Source organism: Photobacterium piscicola, assembly GCF_046058925.1.
Classification (GTDB): domain Bacteria; phylum Pseudomonadota; class Gammaproteobacteria; order Enterobacterales; family Vibrionaceae; genus Photobacterium; species Photobacterium piscicola.
The window spans coordinates 1,200,370-1,222,192 of record NZ_CP175534.1; the positions used below are offsets into that span (position 1 = coordinate 1,200,370).

Here is a 21,823-nt window from a genome sequence, read left to right on the forward strand (position 1 = left end):
TGTGAGCGCAGATTTTAAAGCCGTTTGGGACGTATTCTAGTCATTGAGATAGGGCAGTCATTGTTCTATAAAATGAGTAGGTATTTCCATTAATATCACTAGGAATTCATCATGAAACGAGCCGTAATTACAGGCATGGGTATTGTATCTAGTATCGGTAACAACGTTGCTGAAGTATTAGAATCCCTAAAAACTGGTAAATCAGGTATTAACTACTCTGAGCAATTCGCTGAAATGAAATTGCGTTCAAATGTTTGGGGTGATCTAAAAATCACACCGTCTGAGCACATTGATCGTAAAAAAATGCGTTTCATGGGTGATGCGGCTGCGTTTGCTTACCTATCTATGGAACAAGCGGTTGCGGATTCTGGTCTAGCGGAAGATCAAGTATCTAACGAGCGTACTGGTTTAGTTGCAGGTTCTGGTGGTGCATCATCATACAACCAATACCATGCAGTCGACACACTACGTGAAAAAGGCGTTAAGCGTGTAGGTCCTTACATGGTACCACGTACTATGTCTTCAACTGTTTCTGCATGTCTAGCAACACCATTTAAAATTCGTGGTGTTAACTACACTATGAGTTCTGCATGTGCAACATCTGCACACTGTATCGGTCACGCGGTTGAGCTTATTCAACTAGGCAAACAAGATGTTGTTTTTGCTGGTGGCGGTGAAGAGCTTGATTGGTCACTAACCATGATGTTTGATGCAATGGGCGCGTTGTCTACTAAGTATAACGATGATCCATCAAAAGCATCACGCACTTACGATGCAGACCGTGACGGTTTCGTTATCTCTGGCGGCGGCGGCATGGTAGTTGTTGAAGAACTTGAGCACGCATTAGCGCGTGGCGCAAAAATCTACGGTGAGATCGTAGGTTATGGCGCAACATCTGACGGCTACGACATGGTAGCACCATCAGGTGAAGGCGCAGTGCGTTGTATGAAGATGGCAATGAAAGATCTTGATGCACCTGTTGACTACATCAACACTCACGGTACATCAACACCTGTTGGCGATCTAAAAGAGCTTGGTGCTATTCAAGAGCTATTTAGTGATCACAGCCCTGCTATCTCTGCAACTAAAGCAATGACTGGTCACGCACTAGGTGCGGCTGGTGTTCACGAAGCTATCTACTCAACGCTAATGCTTGAGTACGGTTTTGTTGCGCCAAGTATCAACATTGAAAACCTAGACGAAGCGGCTAAAGGCCTTGATATCGTGACTGAAAAGCGCGATGTTGAACTTAAGACTGTTATGTCTAACAGCTTTGGTTTTGGTGGCACAAACGCAACGCTAGTGATTAAGAAGTACGAAGCGTAATTAAGGAAGAGCAGGGGCGAGGTTTCGAGTAACGAGGCTTTGTGTCTGATAATCCACAGCATAAAAAAGCGATAGGTGAAAGCCTGTCGCTTTTTTGTATGTGTGGGTTTTGAGGCGCGAGGAAGAGCAGGGGCGAGGTTTCGAGGAGCGAGATTTCGTCGCTGATAGTCTCCAGCATAATAAAAAGCGATAGGTGAAAGCCTGTCGCTTTTTTGTATGTGTGGGTTTTGAGGCGCGAGGAAGAGCAGGGGCGAGGTTTCGAGGAGCGAGATTTCGTCGCTGATAGTCTCCAGCATAATAAAAAGCGATAGGTGAAAGCCTGTCGCTTTTTTGTATGTGTGGGTTTTGAGGCGCGAGGAAGAGCAGGGGCGAGGTTTCGAGGAGCGAGATTTCGTCGCTGATAGTCTCCAGCATAATAAAAAGCGATAGGTGAAAGCCTGTCGCTTTTTTGTATGTGCGGTTTTTGAGGAGCGAGGAAGAGTAGGGGCGAGGTTTCGAGGAGCGAGATTTCGTCGCTGATAGTCTCCAGCGTAATAAAAAGCGATAGGTGAAAGCCTGTCGCTTTTTTGTATGTGCGGTTTTTGAGGAGCGAGGAAGAGTAGGGGCGAGGTTTCGAGGAGCGAGATTTCGTCGCTGATAGTCTCCAGCGTAATAAAAAGCGATAGGTGAAAGCCTGTCGCTTTTTTGTATGTGCGGGTTTTGAGGCGCGAGGAAGAGCAGGGGCGAGGTTTCGAGAATAAAACAAAAACAGAGACGAGGTTTTAGGGCTGGTGGAGAGCCAAAGACGGTAATACGGTATATATAATAACGCCTATTTTATTCAGATATACGAAGTGCGGATAGTTCTACATTTTTTTATGAGGACATGATGTATAAATAGATAGTATATGTTTTGTTAGTATTATCTATGCGGGAAATGGATTATGGATAGATTAAAACCGTGTCGTAAGTGTGGGAAATTTTTATTTACAACCGCGACTTGTTGTCCTTGTTGTTATTTGTATTATCCGTTTAAAAAAAATATATACAGTAAAATATTTTACTTTTTTTTATTATTTAGTGCGATATATGCAGTGAGTTATATTATTTTTCTGCTTTATTTTGATCACTTTTGATAATCACTTTTGATAATCACTTTTGATAATCACTTTGTTATATGTTGTTCATTCATTATTTTGAGTATTATCAACATGCCAGATGACATTTAAAGATAAATTAGGAATAAGCGTTAGGCTTGTTCTTTTACTTCTATAATTTCGCCACTTCGAACTCTCACCACTCGTCACTTCGAACTCTCGCCACCTGTTCCTCTCTCCTATATAATCTCCTGCGCGAACCTTTATTTTGAATTTTTGCTACAGGACGTATATGAAAATCCTTATCGATGAAAACATGCCTTATGCTCAGGAATTATTTAGCCAGTTAGGCGACGTTATTGCAAAACCTGGACGTACATTAACCGCTGATGATTTAGTTGGCATTGATGCTTTAATGATCCGTTCTGTAACCAAAGTAAACGCTGATCTGATTGCTAAAGCCGACAAACTTAAATTTGTGGGTACTGCAACTGCGGGTCAAGATCATGTTGATCAGGATTTATTAGCTGCCAAGGGCATTACATTTACTGCAGCACCTGGTTGTAACAAAGTGGGTGTGGCTGAATATGTGTTAAGTAGCTTGATGGTACTAGGTCAGCAGCAGGATTTTTCAATTTTTGATCGCACTATTGGCATTATTGGTGCTGGTAATGTGGGAACGTATTTAGCGAAATGTTTGGATGCTTTGGGTATTCGTTATTTATTAAACGATCCCTTAAAGCAAGCTCAAGGTGATGAACGTCAGTTTGATTCACTTGAGCGTTTATTGGCTGAGTGTGATGTGATCACAGCCCATACCCCGATTACACGTAGTGGTGAATACCCAACTCATCATTTAATCGATGCTCACTTTTTAGCGGCAATGCAGCCCAATGCGATTTTAATTAATGCTGCTCGTGGTCCTGTGGTGGATAACCAAGCGTTAAAACAGGCATTACAAGCTTCAGTTGATGGCAGTGGTAAAGCATTAACGGCTGTATTAGATGTATTTGAACAAGAGCCGTTAGTTGATTTAGCATTATTACCGTTATTAGCATTTGCTACTCCCCATGTGGCGGGATACGGCCTTGAAGGCAAAGCACGTGGCACTACAATGGTGTTTAACCGTTTTTGTCAGTTTTTAAGTAATGATCACCATGCGTTAGCGAGTGATTTATTACCGATTGCACCTGTACCTCAGGTGCAATTAAGCCGAAAATGGGATGAAGCGACGTTATTTAGCTTGATCCAATTAGTTTATGATGTTCGTAAAGATGACGGTATTTTCCGTCGTGAAATGTTAGCGGCTGGTGACGATAACAGCAAAATGGCTACCGCATTTGATCTAATGCGTAAAAATTACTGGGATCGACGTGAATATAGTGCGATTACAGTAGCGGCGAAGGCCGAGTTTGCGGTAGAGTCGCTGGCTAAATTAGGTTTTACAGTAGTAGAGGTCACTCAATGAGTCAGGAATATGATATCGCAATACTCGGCGCAACAGGCGCAGTAGGCGAAGCTATGGTCGAAGTGCTAGAAGCACGCAATTTTCCTGTTCGCAATCTTTACTTGCTGGCAAGTGATCGTAGCGCAGGTAAAGCGTTACGTTTTAAAGGTAAATCAACCCGCGTTCGTAATGTAGAAGATTTCGACTGGAGCCAAGTGCAAATTGCTTTGTTCTCAGCGGGTGCTGAAGCATCACGCCATTGGGCACCGATTGCCGCAGAGCAAGGCGTAGTTGTTATCGATAATACTTCTGAATTCCGTTATGAATATGATGTACCGTTAGTGATTCCAGAAGTAAACCCTGAAGCGATTGCGGATTACCGTAACCGTAACATTATTGCTAACCCTAACTGTTCAACGATTCAAATGTTAGTTGCACTGAAGCCGATTCAAGATGCTTACGGTATTGATCGTATTAACGTTGCGACTTACCAATCAGTTTCTGGTTCTGGTCGTAAAGGTATCGATGAACTAGCAGGGCAAACAGCGAAATTGCTTAATGGTTTACCTATCGAAACTAAAGCTTACGATAAGCAAATTGCATTTAACTGTATTCCACAGATTGATGAGTTTATGGATAACGGCTACACCAAAGAAGAAATGAAAATGGTGTGGGAAACACAAAAGATTTTAGGCGATGCTAGTATTCGTGTGAATCCAACTTGTGTGCGTGTGTCTTCATTCTTTGGTCATGGCGAAGCGGTGCATGTTGAAACACATCAGCCAATCGTATTAGAAGAAGCCATTAACTTACTTGAAAATACTGATGGTATCGAAGTCTTCCCTGGCAACGAATACCCAACTCAAGTTACCGATGCAGTAGGCAAAGATCATGTAATGATTGGTCGTATTCGTGAAGATATTAGTCACCCATGTGGTCTAAACATGTGGATTGTGGCTGATAACGTCCGTAAAGGCGCGGCAACTAACAGTGTTCAGATTGCTGAAAAATTAATTGCAGACTATTTGTAATTAACAGTAATAAAAGTAAGGTCTAGATCGCGTTATTACTGTGTATCAACACGAATAGTGCGAACAAACTTGCTAACACAATAACAAAGCGATGGGTGCAAGCCTGTCGCTTTTTTATTTCGTTAGCTGCTTGCTTTTCTTTTGCTGATAACTTGACATAATATGGCGCTTATTATGATTAAATATAGCTATTCAAGCTTTATTGATATTGGTCGTTATTATTAGGTCGTTATCACCAGAAACTATTATTTCGAATTTGTTGCCATGCGACGATTTCGGGCAATTTTATCTCTGCCAAAGAGGAATGTAGGCAGTGTCTAACATCCCAAAAATACTTAAACGTATGGTACTACCGGTAGCTTTTGTTACTATTTCTTCTTACTTACCGGTAGTGAATGCCAATACTATACGTATCGTCGGTCCCGAGAGTGAAGATAGCTCGTACGCAACTCTTAATCGAGATGCGACTACGGGTCAGTTGACCATACCGACAAAACAGTTTTCAACATCGTCGTCAATGGCGCGTAATTATGGCCCAACCTATGAAAATGAAACGTTATGGGGCATTGCTTCACGCCATTTACCCAATAAAAACGTGTCTATTTTTAAAGTTATTGGCGCTATTTATAATTTAAATCGTGATGCGTTTGAAAATAATAATATTCACTCGTTGCTGCCGGGTAGTTACCTAAAATTACCGACAATGGATCAAATCCAACAACAACGTGTGAGTTCAGTCAGCCGTAAATTAGCGGCAGATCAATTACGTGCGCCTTATGCTACGGAATTAGAAAAAAGACGTCTAGCTGAAGAACAATTAGCCAAACAGCAAGCTGCTGCCGCTAAAGCCCCGCGAGTGATTAAGTTATCACCGAAGACATCGTCACCTTCGGCTCAGATCATTCCTAACTCAACGCCTGATGCCGATAATGATCCACAAGTAGCATCGACGAAGGCAGAAGATGTTGCTACGGCAACCACGGTTAAAGATGCTGTATTGACGGATGTTGTGACAAGTGAGGCTAATGGTGAGGTTAGTGAAGATAACACTGCTGTTATTCCACCAAAACCACAACAGCCACAAGTTGATGTCACTGATGTTAAAATGAATGCGCTAGTAGAAAGTAACCATGCATTACGGTTACGATTATCCGCTATGCAGCAAGATATGGATGCATTAAAAGATCAAATCACGGAGAGTGACAGCATTCGTCAAAAAATGGTGTCGTTTTTAGAGCAACAACAGCCTCAACAACTTGAAACGCCAGTCGCAACAACATGGCTTGAGCGCTTCACTAGTAATCCATGGGCATTAGCTGCTGCAGGTATTATTCCGGGTGGTTTGATTGCAGCATTATTAGCATTATTGTTCTTCCGTCGTAAAAAAGATGAGCCTCAACAGCCATCATTACCAGCACCAACGACGGATGATAACGACAATACGATCGCTGTTGTGCCACCGATAGATTTCGTTGGTAATGATCATGATGACGACCTTGATGATTTATTTGCCGATGATGATTTGTTTGCAGATATAGAGCCTAACCAACTTGATAAGAAACAAGATACCGTTGTCGCACCGGCAACAGAGGTTGTTAACACAGCAGAAACAGAAGCCTCTCAAGCTGTAAATGCGTCACCAAAGACAGATTTTGATGATGATGCATTTGATAACAGTTTTGGTTCTATTTCGGTCTCTAACGATAATGCTATCGGTCTAGAAGATATGGAACGGGCATTGGATGAGTTTGATGCCAAGCCTGAGCCAAGTGCCGATGAAGCGTTGGCTGCGTTATGGGAAAAATCCCTAAGCGAAGAAGATAATGCTAATTTTGATTTGTCTGAATATGATGAAGTAACGCCATCCTCAACAGCTTTAGTGGCAGCAGAGGATAGTGATACTGAGAAGCAACTTTCTGATCAAGCGTTATTAGATGAGATTCTGCAACAAGCGCAAGCATCAAGCTCTGATGCTGAGAAGTCAGAAGCTGAGTTAGAAGGAACGACGGTTGTTTCTCAAGATGAGTTGGATGCGTTATTTACCCAATTTAATCATGATTTACCGGATATTACTTCAACAACGACACCAACAGAAACTAACGACAGCGACTCATTATTTGCTGAAAATAGCACTGAATTATTAGATGATTTAGTTGCAGATGATGATGCTAAGTCATTGGATAGCGAGATTGAGCTAGCTGAAAACAGTACTGCATTGCTAGATGAATTACTTGCCGATGAAAGTGATGCTCAAGCTGTAACATCTGACATTAAGTTTGACGAAAATAGTACTGATTTATTAGATGAGCTGTTAGCGGCTGATCCCGCAACAACCGCATTTAATCTTGATGATTTGCCCGAGTTTGATGAGCAAGCCGCGTTTGATCACTATGATGATGAAATATCAGCGTTGCCAGCGGCCGATGCGGTGCATAACGCACCTTTAAGCCTTGATGACTTACCTGAGTTTGATGAAACTTCTGCCTTTGATGATCCACAAGCCTCACCATTAGAGCAAATGGATGATCGCTCTGAGATTGATGAGCAAGTGGCAATCGATAATGTTACGCGTCAATTACAACAAGCTGCACAAGCCGCGGAACAACGTCAACCCGCACCAGTAGAAGCAAGCACGACGACTACAGAGTCTGAATACTCTCCGTTTGATACTGCGCGCCATTTGGAATATGCGTTTGATAACATTGATGTTAGCACGCTACCGGAGTTTGACGAAAATGAGGCTTTATTTGCATCATTTGAAGAGCAACATGAGCTAGAGCAATATGCACTTGAGTGTGGTTTTAAATCACAAGCAGGCGCCGATGATGCCGCTGAGGTTGATCAATCACCTGAAGCGAAACAAGATCGGGTTGATTCTGCTGGCTTAGATATGGATGCGTTGTTGTTTGATGATGCTGATGCAACAACGATAACACCGCAGCGTGGATTGAATAATGATGAACGTGATCAGTTATTAGCCACGACTGTTGATAGCGATATTGCTGATAATGAAGATGTATTAGCGGAAGATGAAGCGGCAGTTTGGAAGGGCGTAGCAGCAGAGCCTGAACTTGTGAGTGAAGATTGGTCTAAACAGCCTGATCTTGCACAAGCTGATATTAAAACAGCGCCATCGACATTATCAAACTACATCAGTATTGATGAGTTGCTAGCAGATGATCCGAATTATCATCAAGACGATCCTGATGAAAAACCGTTAAACCTTGATGTGGGCTTAAAAGACTTCCCTGATATGTTCGCCAATATCCGTCAATTTGATGTTGATAGTGCGGGGGAATATGCAGGGCAGTTGGATCTTGCGAAAGCGTATCTAGAAATGAACGATATTGGTGGCGCAGTTGATTTGCTACAAGATATCGTTTTAAAAGGTGACGGCGAGACAAAAGCAGAAGCAAATGCCTTGCTAGATAAGTTTAAAGCGAAGAAGTAGGCGTATTTAGGGGCGAGGAACAGCAGGGACGAGGTTTCGAGTTTCGAGATAAAAAGCGATGGGTGAAAGCCTGTCGCTTTTTTTGTGCCTAAACCCTCGTGATTTTTTACAGTGAATGTCCGTCCCAACCCCGTCATTCCTTACAGTGAATGTCCGTTCCATCCCCGTCATTCCTTACAGTGAATGCCTGTCCCATCCCCGTCATTCCCTACAGCGAATGCCCGCGAGGGTGATAGGGAATCTATTGTTCGCGCGTTATGGAGTCATTGAATTCACTGGTGTCTTTATGGCTCAATAACGCGGTGAGTAGATCTCTGATAGTTCCGTGCCTCACCTTCCGAGATGACGTATATTGGGCTGTCTCGACACTAATAATCTCTAAACTCGATATCTTTAGCTCTTCCTCGTCCCTACTTTCCTCACCCCTCGAAATCCCCTATACTTCACCCTCTGTTTTGAACAGGCGCTTAAATAACATCGCCTGTGTGTTTATGTTGAATTAAGTCGAAGTGAGATTATGCGAATAGCGTTAGGTATAGAATACGATGGTGCTAAATATTGTGGTTGGCAGCGTCAAGTCGATGTGGATAGTGTTCAAGAGCGTTTAGAAAAAGCGTTGTCACACATTGCTAATCAGCCGATTGCTGTTTTTTGTGCAGGGCGTACCGATACTGGTGTTCACGGTACTGGACAAGTGGTTCACTTCGATGTTGATATTGAACGTAAAATGGCCGCGTGGACCATGGGCGTGAATGCATACCTTCCTAAAGATATTGCTGTTCGTTGGGCACATGAAGTTAATGACGATTTCCATGCACGTTTCTCTGCTACCGCTCGTCGCTACCGTTATGTGATTTACAATCATTCAGTGCGTCCGGCTATTTTCCAACACGGTGTTAGCCATTACCATGGTCATCTTGATGAAGCAAAAATGCATGAAGCCGCGCAATATTTAATTGGTGAGCATGACTATACTTCATTTCGTGCCAGCCAATGTCAGTCACGCAGTCCGTGGCGTCGATTAGAGCATTTGACCGTAACCCGTAAAGGTGACTTTATCGTTATCGACATTAAAGCTAATGCGTTTGTGCACCATATGGTGCGTAACATCGCAGGTAGCTTAATTAAAGTGGGTAAAGGTGAGAAGCAACCTGATTGGATCAAGTGGGTACTTGAGCAAAAAGATCGTCGAATTGCGGGGCCAACAGCAAAATCAGCAGGTTTGTATTTAGTCGATGTTGATTATCCTGCAGAATACAATTTGCCGCGTTCGGCTTTAGGTCCATTATTTTTGTAAGTGATACCGTTAATACAGACTAAAAAGTTGGTGAATAATTCACCGTGTTATGACTGTTATTAATGATTTTTGATGTTTTTATTCCAAAATGTCATAGAGACTTATAAAGGTAATACCAGTTTTTTATCTACAGATTAATAAGATTATGTTTTAATCGTAGATAATATTTAATGAATTTGTCTCTTCGGTCATTATTGGCGGAAGAATAAAAAAGAAAGGTCATTCATGAGCTGGCTTGAAAAGATTCTAACGAAAAGTAATATCGTATCTTCGCGTAAGGTATCAATCCCTGAAGGTGTCTGGACGAAATGTACGTCTTGTGATCAGGTACTGTATCACGCAGATCTCGAGCGCAATCTTGAAGTTTGCCCTAAATGTGACCATCACATGCGTATGAAAGCACGTCGCCGTCTTGAAACATTTCTTGATGCTGATACGCAAGTGGAAATCGCAGCAGAATTAGAGCCACAAGATAAGCTTAAATTCCGTGATTCTAAGAAATACAAAGATCGTTTATATGTAGCCCAAAAAGCAACCGGTGAGAAAGATGCTTTAGTTGCGATGAACGGTGAGCTACTTGGTTTACCTGTTGTTGCCTGTGCCTTTGAATTCTCTTTTATGGGCGGCTCAATGGGATCGGTTGTTGGCGCTAAGTTTGTGCGTGCAGTTGATTCTGCTATTGAGAAGAACTGTCCATTGGTGTGTTTCTCAGCCAGTGGCGGTGCTCGTATGCAAGAAGCGCTAATGTCATTAATGCAAATGGCGAAAACCAGTGCGGCATTAGAACGTTTATCTGCAAAAGGTTTACCGTTCTTCTCTGTATTAACTGACCCAACAATGGGTGGTGTTTCAGCTTCTCTTGCTATGCTAGGTGATATCAATATTGGTGAACCAAAAGCACTGATTGGTTTTGCTGGCCAGCGTGTTATTGAGCAAACCGTACGTGAAAAGCTACCAGAAGGCTTCCAACGTAGTGAGTTTTTGCTTGAGCATGGTGCGATCGATATGATTGTTGACCGCCGTGAAATGCGTCAACGTATTGCAGGCTTAATGGCTAAAATGATGAACCAAGCATCACCGCTGGTTGTGTCTGTTGATAGTAAGCCTGAGGCTCAACCTGTTGCTAACGCTGCAGAAAAAGAAGACTAATATTGCCTTTAATCGAGTGTGGTTTACGCTTAGTAATCACAACGATTAATGTTAATAAATGCCACCCTAATGAATTATTATTAGTGTGGCATTTTTTTTCTAGGTCGAATCTGCAATTTATTACCCTTGATGATTAAGTTCTTTAGCATTCAGTGGTAAATTAATGATTCAGTTCGTTACTACAAGTGAATGATTTCAATGTCAGGATTGACTCCTCCTCAAGCGACAGCCGCGCTTTCAACATGGCTACAATATCTTGAACAACTTCATACTAGCGCCATTGATTTAGGACTTGACCGCGTTCGCTTAGTCGCGCAACGTGCCGAGCTTATCAAGCCTGCTCCGTGTGTGATCACCGTTGCGGGAACCAATGGTAAAGGCTCAACCTGCGCCATGCTTGAAGCTATTCTATTGGCTGCTGGTTATAAAGTCGGGGTTTATAGTTCGCCTCATTTAGTGCGTTATAACGAACGAGTACGAATTAACAACCAAGAACTTGATGATAGTGAACATTGCCAAGCATTTGCGAGTGTAGAGGCGGCACGTGGTGAAACCAGTTTAAGTTTATTTGAATTTGGTACGTTATCTGCGCTGACATTATTTAAGCAGCATCAAGTTGATGTGGTGGTATTAGAAGTTGGTTTAGGTGGCCGCTTGGATGCGACCAATATTGTTGATCATGATGTATGTGTGATCACTAGCTTAGCAATTGATCATGTTGATTGGCTTGGCGATAACATTGATGTTATTGGTTATGAAAAAGCGGGTATCTTTCGTGGTGGCAAGCCTGCGATTTGTGGACAGCCACATCCGCCAGCAACAGTGCCGGCACATGCTGATGATATTGGTGCTGAGCTTTACCAAGTGGGTTATCAGTTTGATTATCATGTTGAGGGTGATCGTTGGCAGTGGCAATCTGGTGCTTTTGCGCTGACGGACTTGCCTTTACCACAACTGCCTTTACCCAATGCTGCGACAGCATTAATGGCGTTGTCGGTCACTGATCTCGATATTAGCGATCAAAATATTGTTGATGGTTTGCGTAATGCACGTTTACCCGGGCGGATGCAGCGGGTAAGTGAACAACCATTAATTATTATGGATGTGGCACATAATCCACATTCTGCACAATATTTTGCGACCCAACTAGCCACTATTAAAGCACAACAAGGTAAAAACAAAGTCCATGCTGTGGTTGCAATGCTGCATGATAAAGACATTGCCGCTACCGTTGCCGCTATGCGTGACAGTGTTGATTATTGGTATCCGGCTTCATTAACTGGACCTCGTGCTGCGGTTGCTGATGAGATTTTGTTGCATTTACCAACAGGATGTCGTGGATTTGAGTGTCCTGAGTTAGCATTTGACCAAGCATTAACACAAGCAGGGGCTGACGATGTGGTAATCGTGTTTGGCTCGTTTTACACTGTCGGTCAAATAACCACTCATTTAAAGTTGTAGAACGTGAAGAGAGCACATTGTGATTGTGCAGTGTTCTCGTTTAGATACCAACAGGAGTCATTGTGGCGAGTCAATTTCAAAATCGACTAATTGGAACCATTATTTTAGTCGCGGTAGGTGTTATTTTTCTACCCGATTTTTTCGATGGCAAGAAAGAACATTATAAAGAAGAGTTTGCAAGTATCCCATTACAGCCAAAAATGGGAGGCGAAAGTGAAGCTAAAACGATTCCTGAGCCTGAAAATGCAAATGTTGTGTTGCCTCAAGAGCCCGTTGTTGCGACGACGGATACACAAACGTCAACCTCATCTGGTGATGAAACCTATACCATTGAATCTGATAATCAACCGTCAGCTGAGCCACAACCCGTGGTTGAAAAAACAGTTGCTGTTAAGCCGGTAGTAAAACCTACTGTAAAACCAGTTGAAAAACCAAAACCTGTAATAAAAACACCCGTTACAACAAGTTCAGCTTGGGTAATTAAAATGGGTACTTTTGGTAATTTTGACAACGCCAATGCTTTAATTGCAAAACTGCGTTTGAATGGTTATCAAGCACAATTAATTCCGCGTAATGCTAAACCAGGTCAATATGTAAAGGTTGTTGTTGGTCCTGATGTATCAAAAGCGAAGCTAGCTGGTCAAATTGCGGAATTGAAAAAAATTACGGGTCTAAACGGTAAATTGAACCGATTTGATGCAATAAATCCTTAGGTAAACGTTTGCGTAAGCGTTTTTTCTGTTAGAATACCCATCAACAAAACGAGCAATAACAAAAATGATCTGGATTGATTATGTAATACTGGGCGTGATCTGCTTTTCAGCAATGGTAAGTTTGGTCCGTGGTTTTGTTAAAGAAGCACTGTCATTAGTGATTTGGTTTACTGCGTTTTTTGTCGCAAGTAATTTTTATACTGAATTGGCGGTTTATTTTACTAACTTCAATGACAAGATGTTGCGTAATGGTAGTGCGATTGCCGTGCTGTTTATTGCGACACTGATTGTTGGTGCAGTGGTGAACTATGTTATCGGTCAATTAGTACAAAAAACTGGTTTATCAGGTACTGATCGTGTTCTAGGGGTTGTTTTTGGTGCGGTTCGTGGTGTGCTTATTGTCGCTGCGGTATTGTTCTTTACTGACACCTTTACCGGGTTATCTAGCTCAGAGTGGTGGAAGAAATCTGAGTTAATACCTCAATTTGGTGCAGTAATAGAATGGTTCTTCGAATATATCAAAGAAAGCTCTAGTTTTTTACATAGCATTAAATAGTGCAAGATTAACTGCGGTTGCTGACGTTATTGTAATAAGCAGTAATGTTAGCAGCTGTTATTTTATGCAGAACGAGGATTAAGGGAATGTGTGGTATTGTTGGAATCGTGGGATCTACCCCGGTAAACCAGTCTATCTATGATGCACTTACAGTGTTACAGCATCGCGGCCAAGATGCTGCGGGTATTTGTACCTTAGAAAGCAATCGTTTCCGTCTGCGTAAAGCGAATGGTTTAGTTCGTGATGTCTTTGAAGCTAAACATATGCAGCGCTTACAAGGTAATGTGGGTATTGGACATGTGCGTTATCCAACGGCTGGGAGCTCTAGTGTTTCAGAAGCGCAACCGTTTTATGTTAACTCTCCTTATGGTATTTCTTTAGCGCACAATGGTAATTTAACCAATGCGGCGGATATTCGAGAAACCTTGTTTGAACAAACTAAGCGTCATGTGAATACCACCTCTGATTCGGAAATTTTACTGAATGTGCTGGCGAACCAATTAGCACAGAGCCAAACTTATCCCATTAGTCCGAACGATATATTTAAAGCAGTAAGCGATGTCCATAATATTGTAAAAGGAGCTTATGCGGTTGTTGCTCTAGTTATTGGCCATGGTTTAATTGCTTTTCGTGATCCTAATGGTATTCGTCCATTGTGTTTAGGTAAACGTGAAGAAAACGGCCAAATTGAGTATATGGTTGCGTCAGAATCAGTGGCATTGGATGCGGTTGGTTTTGATTTTATGCGTGATGTGTCCCCTGGTGAGGCGATTTATATCACTTTTAATGGTGAGCTTTACACGCAGCAATGCGCACTTAACCCACAGCTTAATCCATGTGTGTTTGAGTTTGTCTATTTTGCCCGCCCAGATTCCTTTATCGATAAAGTGTCAGTGTATGGTGCGCGTTTAGCGATGGGCACTAAGCTAGGTGAAAAAATTAAGCGCGAGTGGGCTGACATTGATATTGATGTGGTGATCCCTATTCCTGAAACCTCATGTGATAGTGCGCTGGAAATCGCGCGTACGTTGGATAAGCCTTATCGCCAAGGGTTTGTTAAAAATAGATATGTTGGCCGTACCTTTATCATGCCCGGCCAGCAGATGCGTCGTAAATCTGTGCGTCGTAAGTTAAATGCGATTCGTTCTGAATTTAAAGATAAAAACGTATTGCTGGTGGATGATTCGATTGTGCGTGGTACTACATCAGAGCAGATCATTGAGATGGCTCGTGATGCAGGAGCGAATAAAGTCTATTTAGCATCAGCCGCACCTGAAGTTCGTTTCCCAAATGTCTACGGTATTGATATGCCAAGTGCTAATGAGTTAATTGCACATGGTCGTGAAGTGGATGAAATCGGTAAATTGATTGGTGCTGATGGCCTGATTTTTCAAGATTTAAGTGATTTAGTGGCAGCGGTAGCCGAAGGTAATCCTGACATTACGCTATTTGAAACATCGGTCTTTAATGGCAGTTATGTGACAGGCGATGTCGATCAACAATATCTTGATTATCTTGATGCGTTACGTAATGAAGATTCAAAATTACAGTCTGAATTACAACAAGATTTAGCTAGCCTTGAGTTGTATAACGAAGGTATGTGATTTTATTTGTTAAGTCACAGTAACGAACACGACAAAGCGATGGTTTGATCACCATCGCTTTTTTGTTGGTGTGTTTTCGTTTGTGCCAGTTTTGTTGATGCTAGGTGCACTTATTAAATCTGTTATGAGTGATGAAGGTGATCGCAAAACAAGATGATGAAACAACAGAGATAATGCTGGCGTGAGAATGCTTTAAATACTAATGCAGAATGATAAAATGCAATGCACAAAAATTATGGGTAAGGCTGTTATAAATAACAACAAATGAAAATGCCGCTCCTAATTATTTGGCGGCATTTTTCTCTGTTTTTTTGAGGAAACTAATTCTAATTAGTGTTTTTCAAGATCAAAGTAATGACTTGCAAAATCAATAAATAGACGTAGTTTTTCTGGTTGGTAATCACGGTGGTTATAAATCAAATATACGTCACGTGGGTTAGCTGACCAGTTTTTAAGTACCTGTACCACATCACCAGCGGCAATGTATTTTTCTAACATTACGTTTGGCATAAGAGTAATACCAAGGCCTGCACTACATGCTTTACGAATTACATTGAGTTCACTTGCTTCAAAGCGTGCGCGCTCGTTAATTGTAACCGTTTCGCCATTTTGGTTGGTTAAACGCCAACGTAACAGCGGATTACCTTTTAATAGCGTGTGTTCATGGAGATCCTGAGCATGCTTAGGTTCTGGGTTTTTCTTAAGATAATCAGGACTTGCGACTAGAAGATCTTTTACTTCGTTAATACGACGTGCAATAAGCGTTGAATCGCGTTGAGGACCAACACGGAACATAACATCCCAGTCGGTTGGATCAAGTTGATCGGGTTCATTGCTCATAAATAACTGAATACTGATCGCTGGATGTTCCTGCATAAATGCAGTTAACAACGGCTGTAACATCACCTTGGTGATATTGGTCGGTGCAGCAATTCGTAATTTACCAGCAGCGCCTTTGCACTCTTCACTGATATGCTCAGTGGTATCAAGTAGCTGTTGTAACAATGGCGCACAGTCATGATAAAACTTCTGACCGGCTTCAGTCAGCGACAGCTTACGAGCATGACGATTTAAAAGGCGAATGTTAAGGCCTTCTTCAAGTGCTTGGATGCGGCGGGTTAGCGTCGCAACGGGTACCTGTGTCTTGCGTGATGCAGCGGTATAACTACCATTTTCCACAACCATGCGGAATAGGTTTAGATCGTCAAGTTTCATATCAAAGTCATTTGTGAAAACTGATAATGGGTAATTGTATAACAAAACGAGTCAAAATCACCCCCTTTTGTTATGTATTTTTAATAAAAATATGTTAGGCACTATATTTATTGGTCTGAGGTGGATATTTTATAAATTTTTTGTTTGAGTTTGAGTTATTTATCATTTGCTTATTAAATGTTTTATGAGGTGACTATTTTGGTGGTAAATATAAACCGTTATAAGCTGCTAATTATTCTCTATGCTTAGTGATAGTGTGTTCTTGAAATAATAGCCCATTATAAAATTTGGTGATCGTAGTTGGTGTTGCTAACTTTAGCTTATACACTCATAGACGTAGTTATGAAAAAGGAGATACTTTTGCTTAAAGGGAAAAACATACTTATCGTAGAAGATGATCCTGTGTTTCGCACTATGCTGGTTGGCTTTTTAAATAGCCAAGGATGTCAGGTACGAGAAGCTGAAGATGGTCTGATTGGATTAAGAGCCCTAAAAGACGAGATTCCAGACTTATTATTATGTGATTTGTCGATGCCGGTTATGACAGGTATGGAGTTCGTAGAAGAAGTCGCACTACAATACCCAATGATACCTATTATTGTGATCTCAGGGACTGGTAATATGACCGATGTCGCTCAAGCATTACGCTTAGGGGTTAAGGACTTCTTAATTAAACCGATTGATAATATTATGGTGCTGAAGTCATCGATTATCTCTGTATTAAAAATGCAAGACAGTGCACGACAAAAGCAACAGGATTTTTCTCAACGCTGGGTTATCGATGGCGATGATTCAGGGTTAGTTGAAGAAGAACTACAATGGCATATTTCAGAGTTAAAAAATAATCCTCAGGCTGCCCGTGAATTATTAATGGGGTTAATGCCTGATCTTCAATCTCGTTACGGACGTTGGAAACTGAGTTATCGGGCGTTACAAGCTGCTGAGATCTCACCGATTATCTTTGATTATATCTGGTTGATTGATGGCCAGTTGGCGTTCTATATGGTTGATACTAGCTCTGGTGGTGAAAATAGCACTGCGACTGCATTATTGATCAGAGCTTGTTTTAACGACTTCTTACGTCAGCAAGGTAACTATCTAAGCAGTGTGCAGCATTTAGTGGCTCAAATCGAGTTAGGTTTGCAATATTCAGGTTACGCTACACCAGTAAAAGGCTTATTTGGTGTTTTCAATTTAGCTGAGAAACAATTACATCTTATTGCAGCAGGGCTTGGCGGAAAGCTACAAGTGGGTGAGCAATGTGCAATGATAGCTGCAGGACAATGGTTAGGGGATCGAGCTTGTGATAATCCACTCGTTATTTTACCCATGTCTGATATTGGTGGTCGATTGTCTCTTTGTGATATTAATCATGCTAATTTTAGTGTTAACTTTGAAACGGTTACCTAAACGAATATCTGTTAGTAAAAAGAAGACAAACAAAAAGGGGATGCATGGCATCCCCTTTTTTATTTCACATCACAACTTAAGCATTTGCTGGTTGTGGTTTAGTATCATTGTCATCGTTATAAGCTGCGCCTTCAGCGCCGTGCATCCACGAGATAAGCTTGTTAGAGAACAACAGCAGTAGTACACCTGCAACAACCGCTGTAATTGCAATACCAGAGAAGATAGCAAGTGGGCCTGCTTGACCGATACTTGCACCAACAACACCTGCAATGTAGTTTGCAATGGCGTTAGCACCAAACCATGCACCCATCATTAATGACGCAAGACGTAATGGTGCTAATTTCGTTACCATTGATAGACCAATTGGTGATAGACATAACTCACCAATTGTATGGAAGAAGTATGCACCGACTAGCCACATCATTGATGTTTTAACAGTTACGTCGCCATTTTGTTCTAGCGCAGCACCGATCATACAAGCAAAACCCAGTGCAAGAGAGAACATTGCTAACGCAAATTTAACCGGTGAATTTGGCTCACTTTTACCCATTTTAACCCATAATGCAGCAAGCAATGGTGCACATAGAATAATGAAGAATGGGTTCAGTGATTGGAACCATGCTGCTGGTACTTCAAAGTTACCAATCATACGGTTAGTGTATTCTTGAGAGTAAATATTCATTAGGCCGCCGGCTTGTTCAAAGCCTGCCCAGAATACGATAACAAAAGTACACATTACCAAAATTACTTTTAAACGATCACGTTCAATTTTCGTTAGTGGTTCTTTTTTGCCGCTAGCATTATTTGCCGCGTCACGTACAGCTGCCGGTACAGTACCGATATCACCTAGGTAACGTTGAGCAAAGAAAACTTGAATTAATAAACTCATTAACATACCTACGCCTGCGCATAGGAAGCCAGCTTTCCAGCCATAGACAGCAGATGCTGTACCTGCAATAACACCGGCTAGTAGTGAACCAATATTAATACCCATGTAGAAAATAGTGAAAGCACCATCACGACGGTTATCACCTTCAGGGTATAAGTCACCTACCATAGTTGAAATATTTGGTTTAAATAGACCATTACCCACAATAAGGAACGCTAAACCAACATAGAAAGCGGTAACAGCATGGGGATCAACAACGCTGTGAGGTAGGGCTAGCGTAAATTGACCAATAGCCATCAATACGCCACCAATAATAATGGAGCGACGTTGACCTAAAATGTTGTCGGCAACCCAACCACCAATAAGAGGAGTAAAGTAAACTAAGCCAGTGTAGATACCGTATAAGTTAAGCGCTTCTTCTGTGGTCCACCCAAGACCGCCATCAATGGTTTTATCTGTTAGATATAAAACCAGAATTGCTCGCATTGCGTAATAAGAAAAGCGTTCCCATAGCTCTGTTCCAAATAAAAGGAACAAGCCTTTTGGGTGGCCCAGAAGGGTACCACTACTATTATGACTCATAGGATTCTCTATTTTATTTTAATTAGTGTGTGTTTGCTCATTCATGTAGGTTTATAAAGCACAATATATTTAACTGCAAGTTTTTACATTTAACGAACAATAATAAAACATTATAAGAAGCTGATAAATAAGCGATTGTGTGTTTATTGCTCAGTTATGAAAAATCAAATTCCATCATGCAGAGCTGTATCTTACACTATTCTGTCTTTTAAAATTAGCTTTTTATATTGTTTTTGAGTCTTATATTGGTCGCTTATATCATCAGTTGGGAATATTCATGTATGTTACAATTTCAGTGGTGAATATTAGCCAATAATATCGTTTAAACCTATAGCCATAGAATATAAAGGCACTATGCCATCCTAAAATCGAGGTAAAAGGTGAGAGATGTAAATCAGTATTAATTTTGTATATACTAATAAAAGTTAAGATTTTATTGGGGTTGATAATGAAAGATTGGTATCTACTTTATTGTAAGCGTAGTGAACAAGAACGCGCAGTGATCAATCTTGATCGTCAAGGGGCTGAATGTTATTACCCTCAGGTTGTGGTAGAAAAAATTGTTCGTGGTAAACGTTGTGAATGCTATGAGCCGTTATTCCCAAGCTATGTTTTTGTTACTTTTGATCCTGAACAATTAAGTTTCACTACGGTACGTTCAACGCGTGGGGTCGCAGATTTTATTCGTCAGGGGGCAATGCCACAAATTGTTAGCGAAGAGCTTGTTTATAATTTGATGCTTAATGAAGATAATGATTCATATAAAGATATGTTTGAATCATTACCTCAGCAGGGGGATAAATTAGTCTTAGAGCAAGGTAAATTTAAAGGTCTTGACGCTATTTATCATGAGCCTGATGGTGAGAAACGCTCATTTATGCTGATTAATTTGCTGGGTAAACAAGTAAAAGTCAGTGTAGAGAATACTGATTTAGTAAAAAACAAAGAATAATAGCAATAAAAAAGCGAGTATGTTGCTACTCGCTTTTGTATATCCCATCATACGCTATTGTTGTTCGCTCATGTGTTTATGCTGAATGGTATTGTTCACAGGCGAGCAACGTATTCTCAATTAAGGTTGCTACCGTCATTGGTCCTACACCACCCGGAACTGGTGTAATATGCTTTGCACGTTGACAAGCAACATCAAATTCAACATCCCCACATAATTTGCCATTTTCAAGGCGATTAATACCTACATCAATCACTGTTGCGCCAGGTTTAATCCAATCTCCAGGAATGAAATTAGGTTTACCGACAGCGACGACCAATATATCAGCTTGGCGAATGTGACCTTCAAGATCTTGCGTAAAGCGATGGCAGGTTGTTGTCGTTGCTCCTGCTAGTAATAGCTCTAATGTCATTGGGCGTCCAACAATGTTTGATGCGCCAACAATCACGGCATGCTTACCGCGCACTTCAATATTATAACGTTCAAGAAGCGTGATAATACCCTTTGGAGTGCATGAGCGTAATTTAGGAATACGCTGGCTAAGACGGCCGACATTATAAGGGTGGAAGCCATCAACATCCTTTTCTGGATCGATGCGTTCAAGAATTCGTGTGCTATCCATACCCGCAGGTAGCGGTAATTGCACGAGAATACCGTCCATTGTGGGGTCTTGATTGAGTTCATCAATCAAATCGAGTAATTGCTGCTCAGATGCTGTGCTGGGTAAATCGTATGATTTTGAAATAAAGCCAACTTCTTCACACGCTTTGCGTTTACTACCAACGTAAATCTGCGAGGCAGGATCTTGACCTACGAGAACAACCGCTAACCCAGGTGCGCGTAATCCGGCATCGGTGCGAGCTTTGACTCTTGCAGCAACTTCTTGTCGTACAGTTTGGGATATGATTTTCCCATCAATAATTTGAGCGCTCATGGTGATCCTTTGTTGTGTTGGTTAACGTATCAACGCTGATATTGTGGCAGATTACAAATGTAATTACCATTAAGCAAACGTTTGCTATTTGATAATATATTGAAATTGAATCAAGAATTAAGGTAAGAGTAGATAATGACGAATAAAAAGAATGTTGCCGAAAGAAATTATCAGTAGGGAAGAGGAGGAATGTTTGACGTGGTTTGCTTGAAATATTTGCTTAAATAGGGTGTTTTTGTTGTATATTTAACCAGTTAGCCATTTGATATCGGAAAAATAGAGTAAAGGGATTGACCTTACCTTACAGCTACGTATAATCCTGCCTCGTAGCTCCTTGCTACACAATGATGCGCCCTTAGCTCAGCTGGATAGAGCACGTCCCTTCTAAGGATGTGGTCGCAGGTTCGAATCCTGCAGGGCGTACCATCTCTTCTCTTCATTATCATTTCTTTGAATCATCAATCTCTTATTTTCTAGTGTTAGATCTATTTCACGACTATTTTTCTATTCTACTATTGTTGAAATTTTTCCTAATTAGCTCGTTTTTCCGACATTTAAACCAAAAAAAAGGGTTTTAAAGCGATTATTTTCATTTTTCCCCTTGAAATGATATTTCTAGCCCCTATCTTGTAAGGCAGTTAAAGAGATCGCTCGCGTTTAAAGGTATCTACCTCGACGTCACGCTTACGTGTCGTTATAATAGCGCGCTCTGATAAGTAGGTGACCTACT

At 41.3% G+C, this 21,823-nt stretch carries 15 protein-coding genes and 1 tRNA gene; 13 read left to right on the forward strand and 3 right to left on the reverse strand.

Annotated features, from left to right (window positions below; translation table 11 throughout):
* Window positions 1-111: 111 nt before the first annotated feature.
* From fabB to purF, 10 genes are all read left to right on the forward strand, one after another.
* Window positions 112-1,326, forward strand: coding sequence for a beta-ketoacyl-ACP synthase I (gene fabB / locus ACJZU6_RS06005; protein WP_408900802.1), 1,215 nt, complete (start codon window positions 112-114; stop codon window positions 1,324-1,326).
* A 1,368-nt stretch (window positions 1,327-2,694) separates the two neighbouring features.
* Complete coding sequence (locus tag ACJZU6_RS06010) at window positions 2,695-3,870, forward strand: 4-phosphoerythronate dehydrogenase (RefSeq protein WP_080158004.1); 1,176 nt, start codon at window positions 2,695-2,697, stop codon at window positions 3,868-3,870.
* Window positions 3,867-4,880: an aspartate-semialdehyde dehydrogenase gene (locus ACJZU6_RS06015; protein ID WP_394166314.1), complete on the forward strand. Its 1,014-nt coding sequence runs from the start codon at window positions 3,867-3,869 to the stop codon at window positions 4,878-4,880. The genes ACJZU6_RS06010 and ACJZU6_RS06015 overlap by 4 nt, the downstream gene beginning before the upstream one ends.
* Window positions 4,881-5,193: 313 nt before the next feature.
* A complete protein-coding gene (locus ACJZU6_RS06020; RefSeq protein ID WP_408900803.1) occupies window positions 5,194-8,331 on the forward strand; it encodes a FimV/HubP family polar landmark protein in 3,138 nt (1,045 codons plus the stop codon).
* Between the two features lie 517 nt (window positions 8,332-8,848).
* Window positions 8,849-9,628 (forward strand): tRNA pseudouridine(38-40) synthase TruA, encoded by a 780-nt coding sequence (gene truA / locus ACJZU6_RS06025; RefSeq protein ID WP_408900804.1) that lies wholly within the window; start codon window positions 8,849-8,851, stop codon window positions 9,626-9,628.
* Window positions 9,629-9,853: 225 nt separating this feature from the next.
* Window positions 9,854-10,777, forward strand: a complete 924-nt coding sequence (accD, locus tag ACJZU6_RS06030; RefSeq protein ID WP_408900805.1) for an acetyl-CoA carboxylase, carboxyltransferase subunit beta — start codon at window positions 9,854-9,856, stop codon at window positions 10,775-10,777.
* Window positions 10,778-10,975: 198 nt separating this feature from the next.
* Entirely contained in the window at window positions 10,976-12,238 is a 1,263-nt protein-coding gene (gene folC, locus ACJZU6_RS06035) for a bifunctional tetrahydrofolate synthase/dihydrofolate synthase (RefSeq protein WP_408900806.1), read from the forward strand.
* 62 nt (window positions 12,239-12,300) lie between these two features.
* Entirely contained in the window at window positions 12,301-12,951 is a 651-nt protein-coding gene (gene dedD / locus ACJZU6_RS06040) for a cell division protein DedD (RefSeq protein WP_080157998.1), read from the forward strand.
* A gap of 64 nt (window positions 12,952-13,015) precedes the next feature.
* The gene (cvpA, locus tag ACJZU6_RS06045) at window positions 13,016-13,507 is read left to right on the forward strand and encodes a colicin V production protein (RefSeq protein ID WP_045035698.1); all 492 of its coding nucleotides are present in this window, start codon (window positions 13,016-13,018) and stop codon (window positions 13,505-13,507) included.
* An 86-nt stretch (window positions 13,508-13,593) separates the two neighbouring features.
* Complete coding sequence (purF, locus tag ACJZU6_RS06050) at window positions 13,594-15,111, forward strand: amidophosphoribosyltransferase (protein WP_080157997.1); 1,518 nt, start codon at window positions 13,594-13,596, stop codon at window positions 15,109-15,111.
* A 330-nt stretch (window positions 15,112-15,441) separates the two neighbouring features.
* Here the strand turns inward: purF and ACJZU6_RS06055 are convergent, their stop codons facing one another.
* Entirely contained in the window at window positions 15,442-16,326 is an 885-nt protein-coding gene (locus tag ACJZU6_RS06055) for a LysR family transcriptional regulator (protein WP_408900807.1), read from the reverse strand.
* Between the two features lie 360 nt (window positions 16,327-16,686).
* On the opposite strand from ACJZU6_RS06055, the gene ACJZU6_RS06060 reads away from it, so the two are divergent.
* A complete protein-coding gene (locus ACJZU6_RS06060) occupies window positions 16,687-17,736 on the forward strand; it encodes a response regulator (protein WP_408900808.1) in 1,050 nt (349 codons plus the stop codon).
* 76 nt (window positions 17,737-17,812) lie between these two features.
* Here ACJZU6_RS06060 and ACJZU6_RS06065 read toward each other — a convergent pair whose 3' ends face one another.
* Window positions 17,813-19,207 carry a peptide MFS transporter gene (locus ACJZU6_RS06065; RefSeq protein ID WP_080157994.1) on the reverse strand — a complete coding sequence of 465 codons (1,395 nt, stop codon included), beginning with the start codon at window positions 19,205-19,207 and terminating at the stop codon, window positions 17,813-17,815.
* Window positions 19,208-19,655: 448 nt separating this feature from the next.
* Between ACJZU6_RS06065 and rfaH the strand changes: the two genes are divergently transcribed.
* Window positions 19,656-20,159 (forward strand): transcription/translation regulatory transformer protein RfaH, encoded by a 504-nt coding sequence (rfaH, locus tag ACJZU6_RS06070; protein WP_080157993.1) that lies wholly within the window; start codon window positions 19,656-19,658, stop codon window positions 20,157-20,159.
* Window positions 20,160-20,235: 76 nt separating this feature from the next.
* Here rfaH and folD read toward each other — a convergent pair whose 3' ends face one another.
* Window positions 20,236-21,093 (reverse strand): bifunctional methylenetetrahydrofolate dehydrogenase/methenyltetrahydrofolate cyclohydrolase FolD, encoded by an 858-nt coding sequence (folD, locus tag ACJZU6_RS06075; protein WP_080157992.1) that lies wholly within the window; start codon window positions 21,091-21,093, stop codon window positions 20,236-20,238.
* 349 nt (window positions 21,094-21,442) lie between these two features.
* On the opposite strand from folD, the gene ACJZU6_RS06080 reads away from it, so the two are divergent.
* A tRNA-Arg gene (locus tag ACJZU6_RS06080) sits at window positions 21,443-21,519 on the forward strand.
* Window positions 21,520-21,823 lie beyond the last annotated feature (304 nt).

Bases quoted from the DNA above. Each gene is read 5' to 3' on its own strand.
- fabB (WP_408900802.1), top strand. From the start codon at position 112: ATGAAACGAGCCGTAATTACAGGCATGGGTATTGTATCTAGTATCGGT.
- ACJZU6_RS06010 (WP_080158004.1), top strand. From the start codon at position 2,695: ATGAAAATCCTTATCGATGAAAACATGCCTTATGCTCAGGAATTATTT.
- ACJZU6_RS06015 (WP_394166314.1), top strand. From the start codon at position 3,867: ATGAGTCAGGAATATGATATCGCAATACTCGGCGCAACAGGCGCAGTA.
- truA (WP_408900804.1), top strand. From the start codon at position 8,849: ATGCGAATAGCGTTAGGTATAGAATACGATGGTGCTAAATATTGTGGT.
- accD (WP_408900805.1), top strand. From the start codon at position 9,854: ATGAGCTGGCTTGAAAAGATTCTAACGAAAAGTAATATCGTATCTTCG.
- folC (WP_408900806.1), top strand. From the start codon at position 10,976: ATGTCAGGATTGACTCCTCCTCAAGCGACAGCCGCGCTTTCAACATGG.
- cvpA (WP_045035698.1), top strand. From the start codon at position 13,016: ATGATCTGGATTGATTATGTAATACTGGGCGTGATCTGCTTTTCAGCA.
- purF (WP_080157997.1), top strand. From the start codon at position 13,594: ATGTGTGGTATTGTTGGAATCGTGGGATCTACCCCGGTAAACCAGTCT.
- ACJZU6_RS06055 (WP_408900807.1), bottom strand. From the start codon at position 16,326: ATGAAACTTGACGATCTAAACCTATTCCGCATGGTTGTGGAAAATGGT.
- ACJZU6_RS06065 (WP_080157994.1), bottom strand. From the start codon at position 19,207: ATGAGTCATAATAGTAGTGGTACCCTTCTGGGCCACCCAAAAGGCTTG.
- rfaH (WP_080157993.1), top strand. From the start codon at position 19,656: ATGAAAGATTGGTATCTACTTTATTGTAAGCGTAGTGAACAAGAACGC.
- folD (WP_080157992.1), bottom strand. From the start codon at position 21,093: ATGAGCGCTCAAATTATTGATGGGAAAATCATATCCCAAACTGTACGA.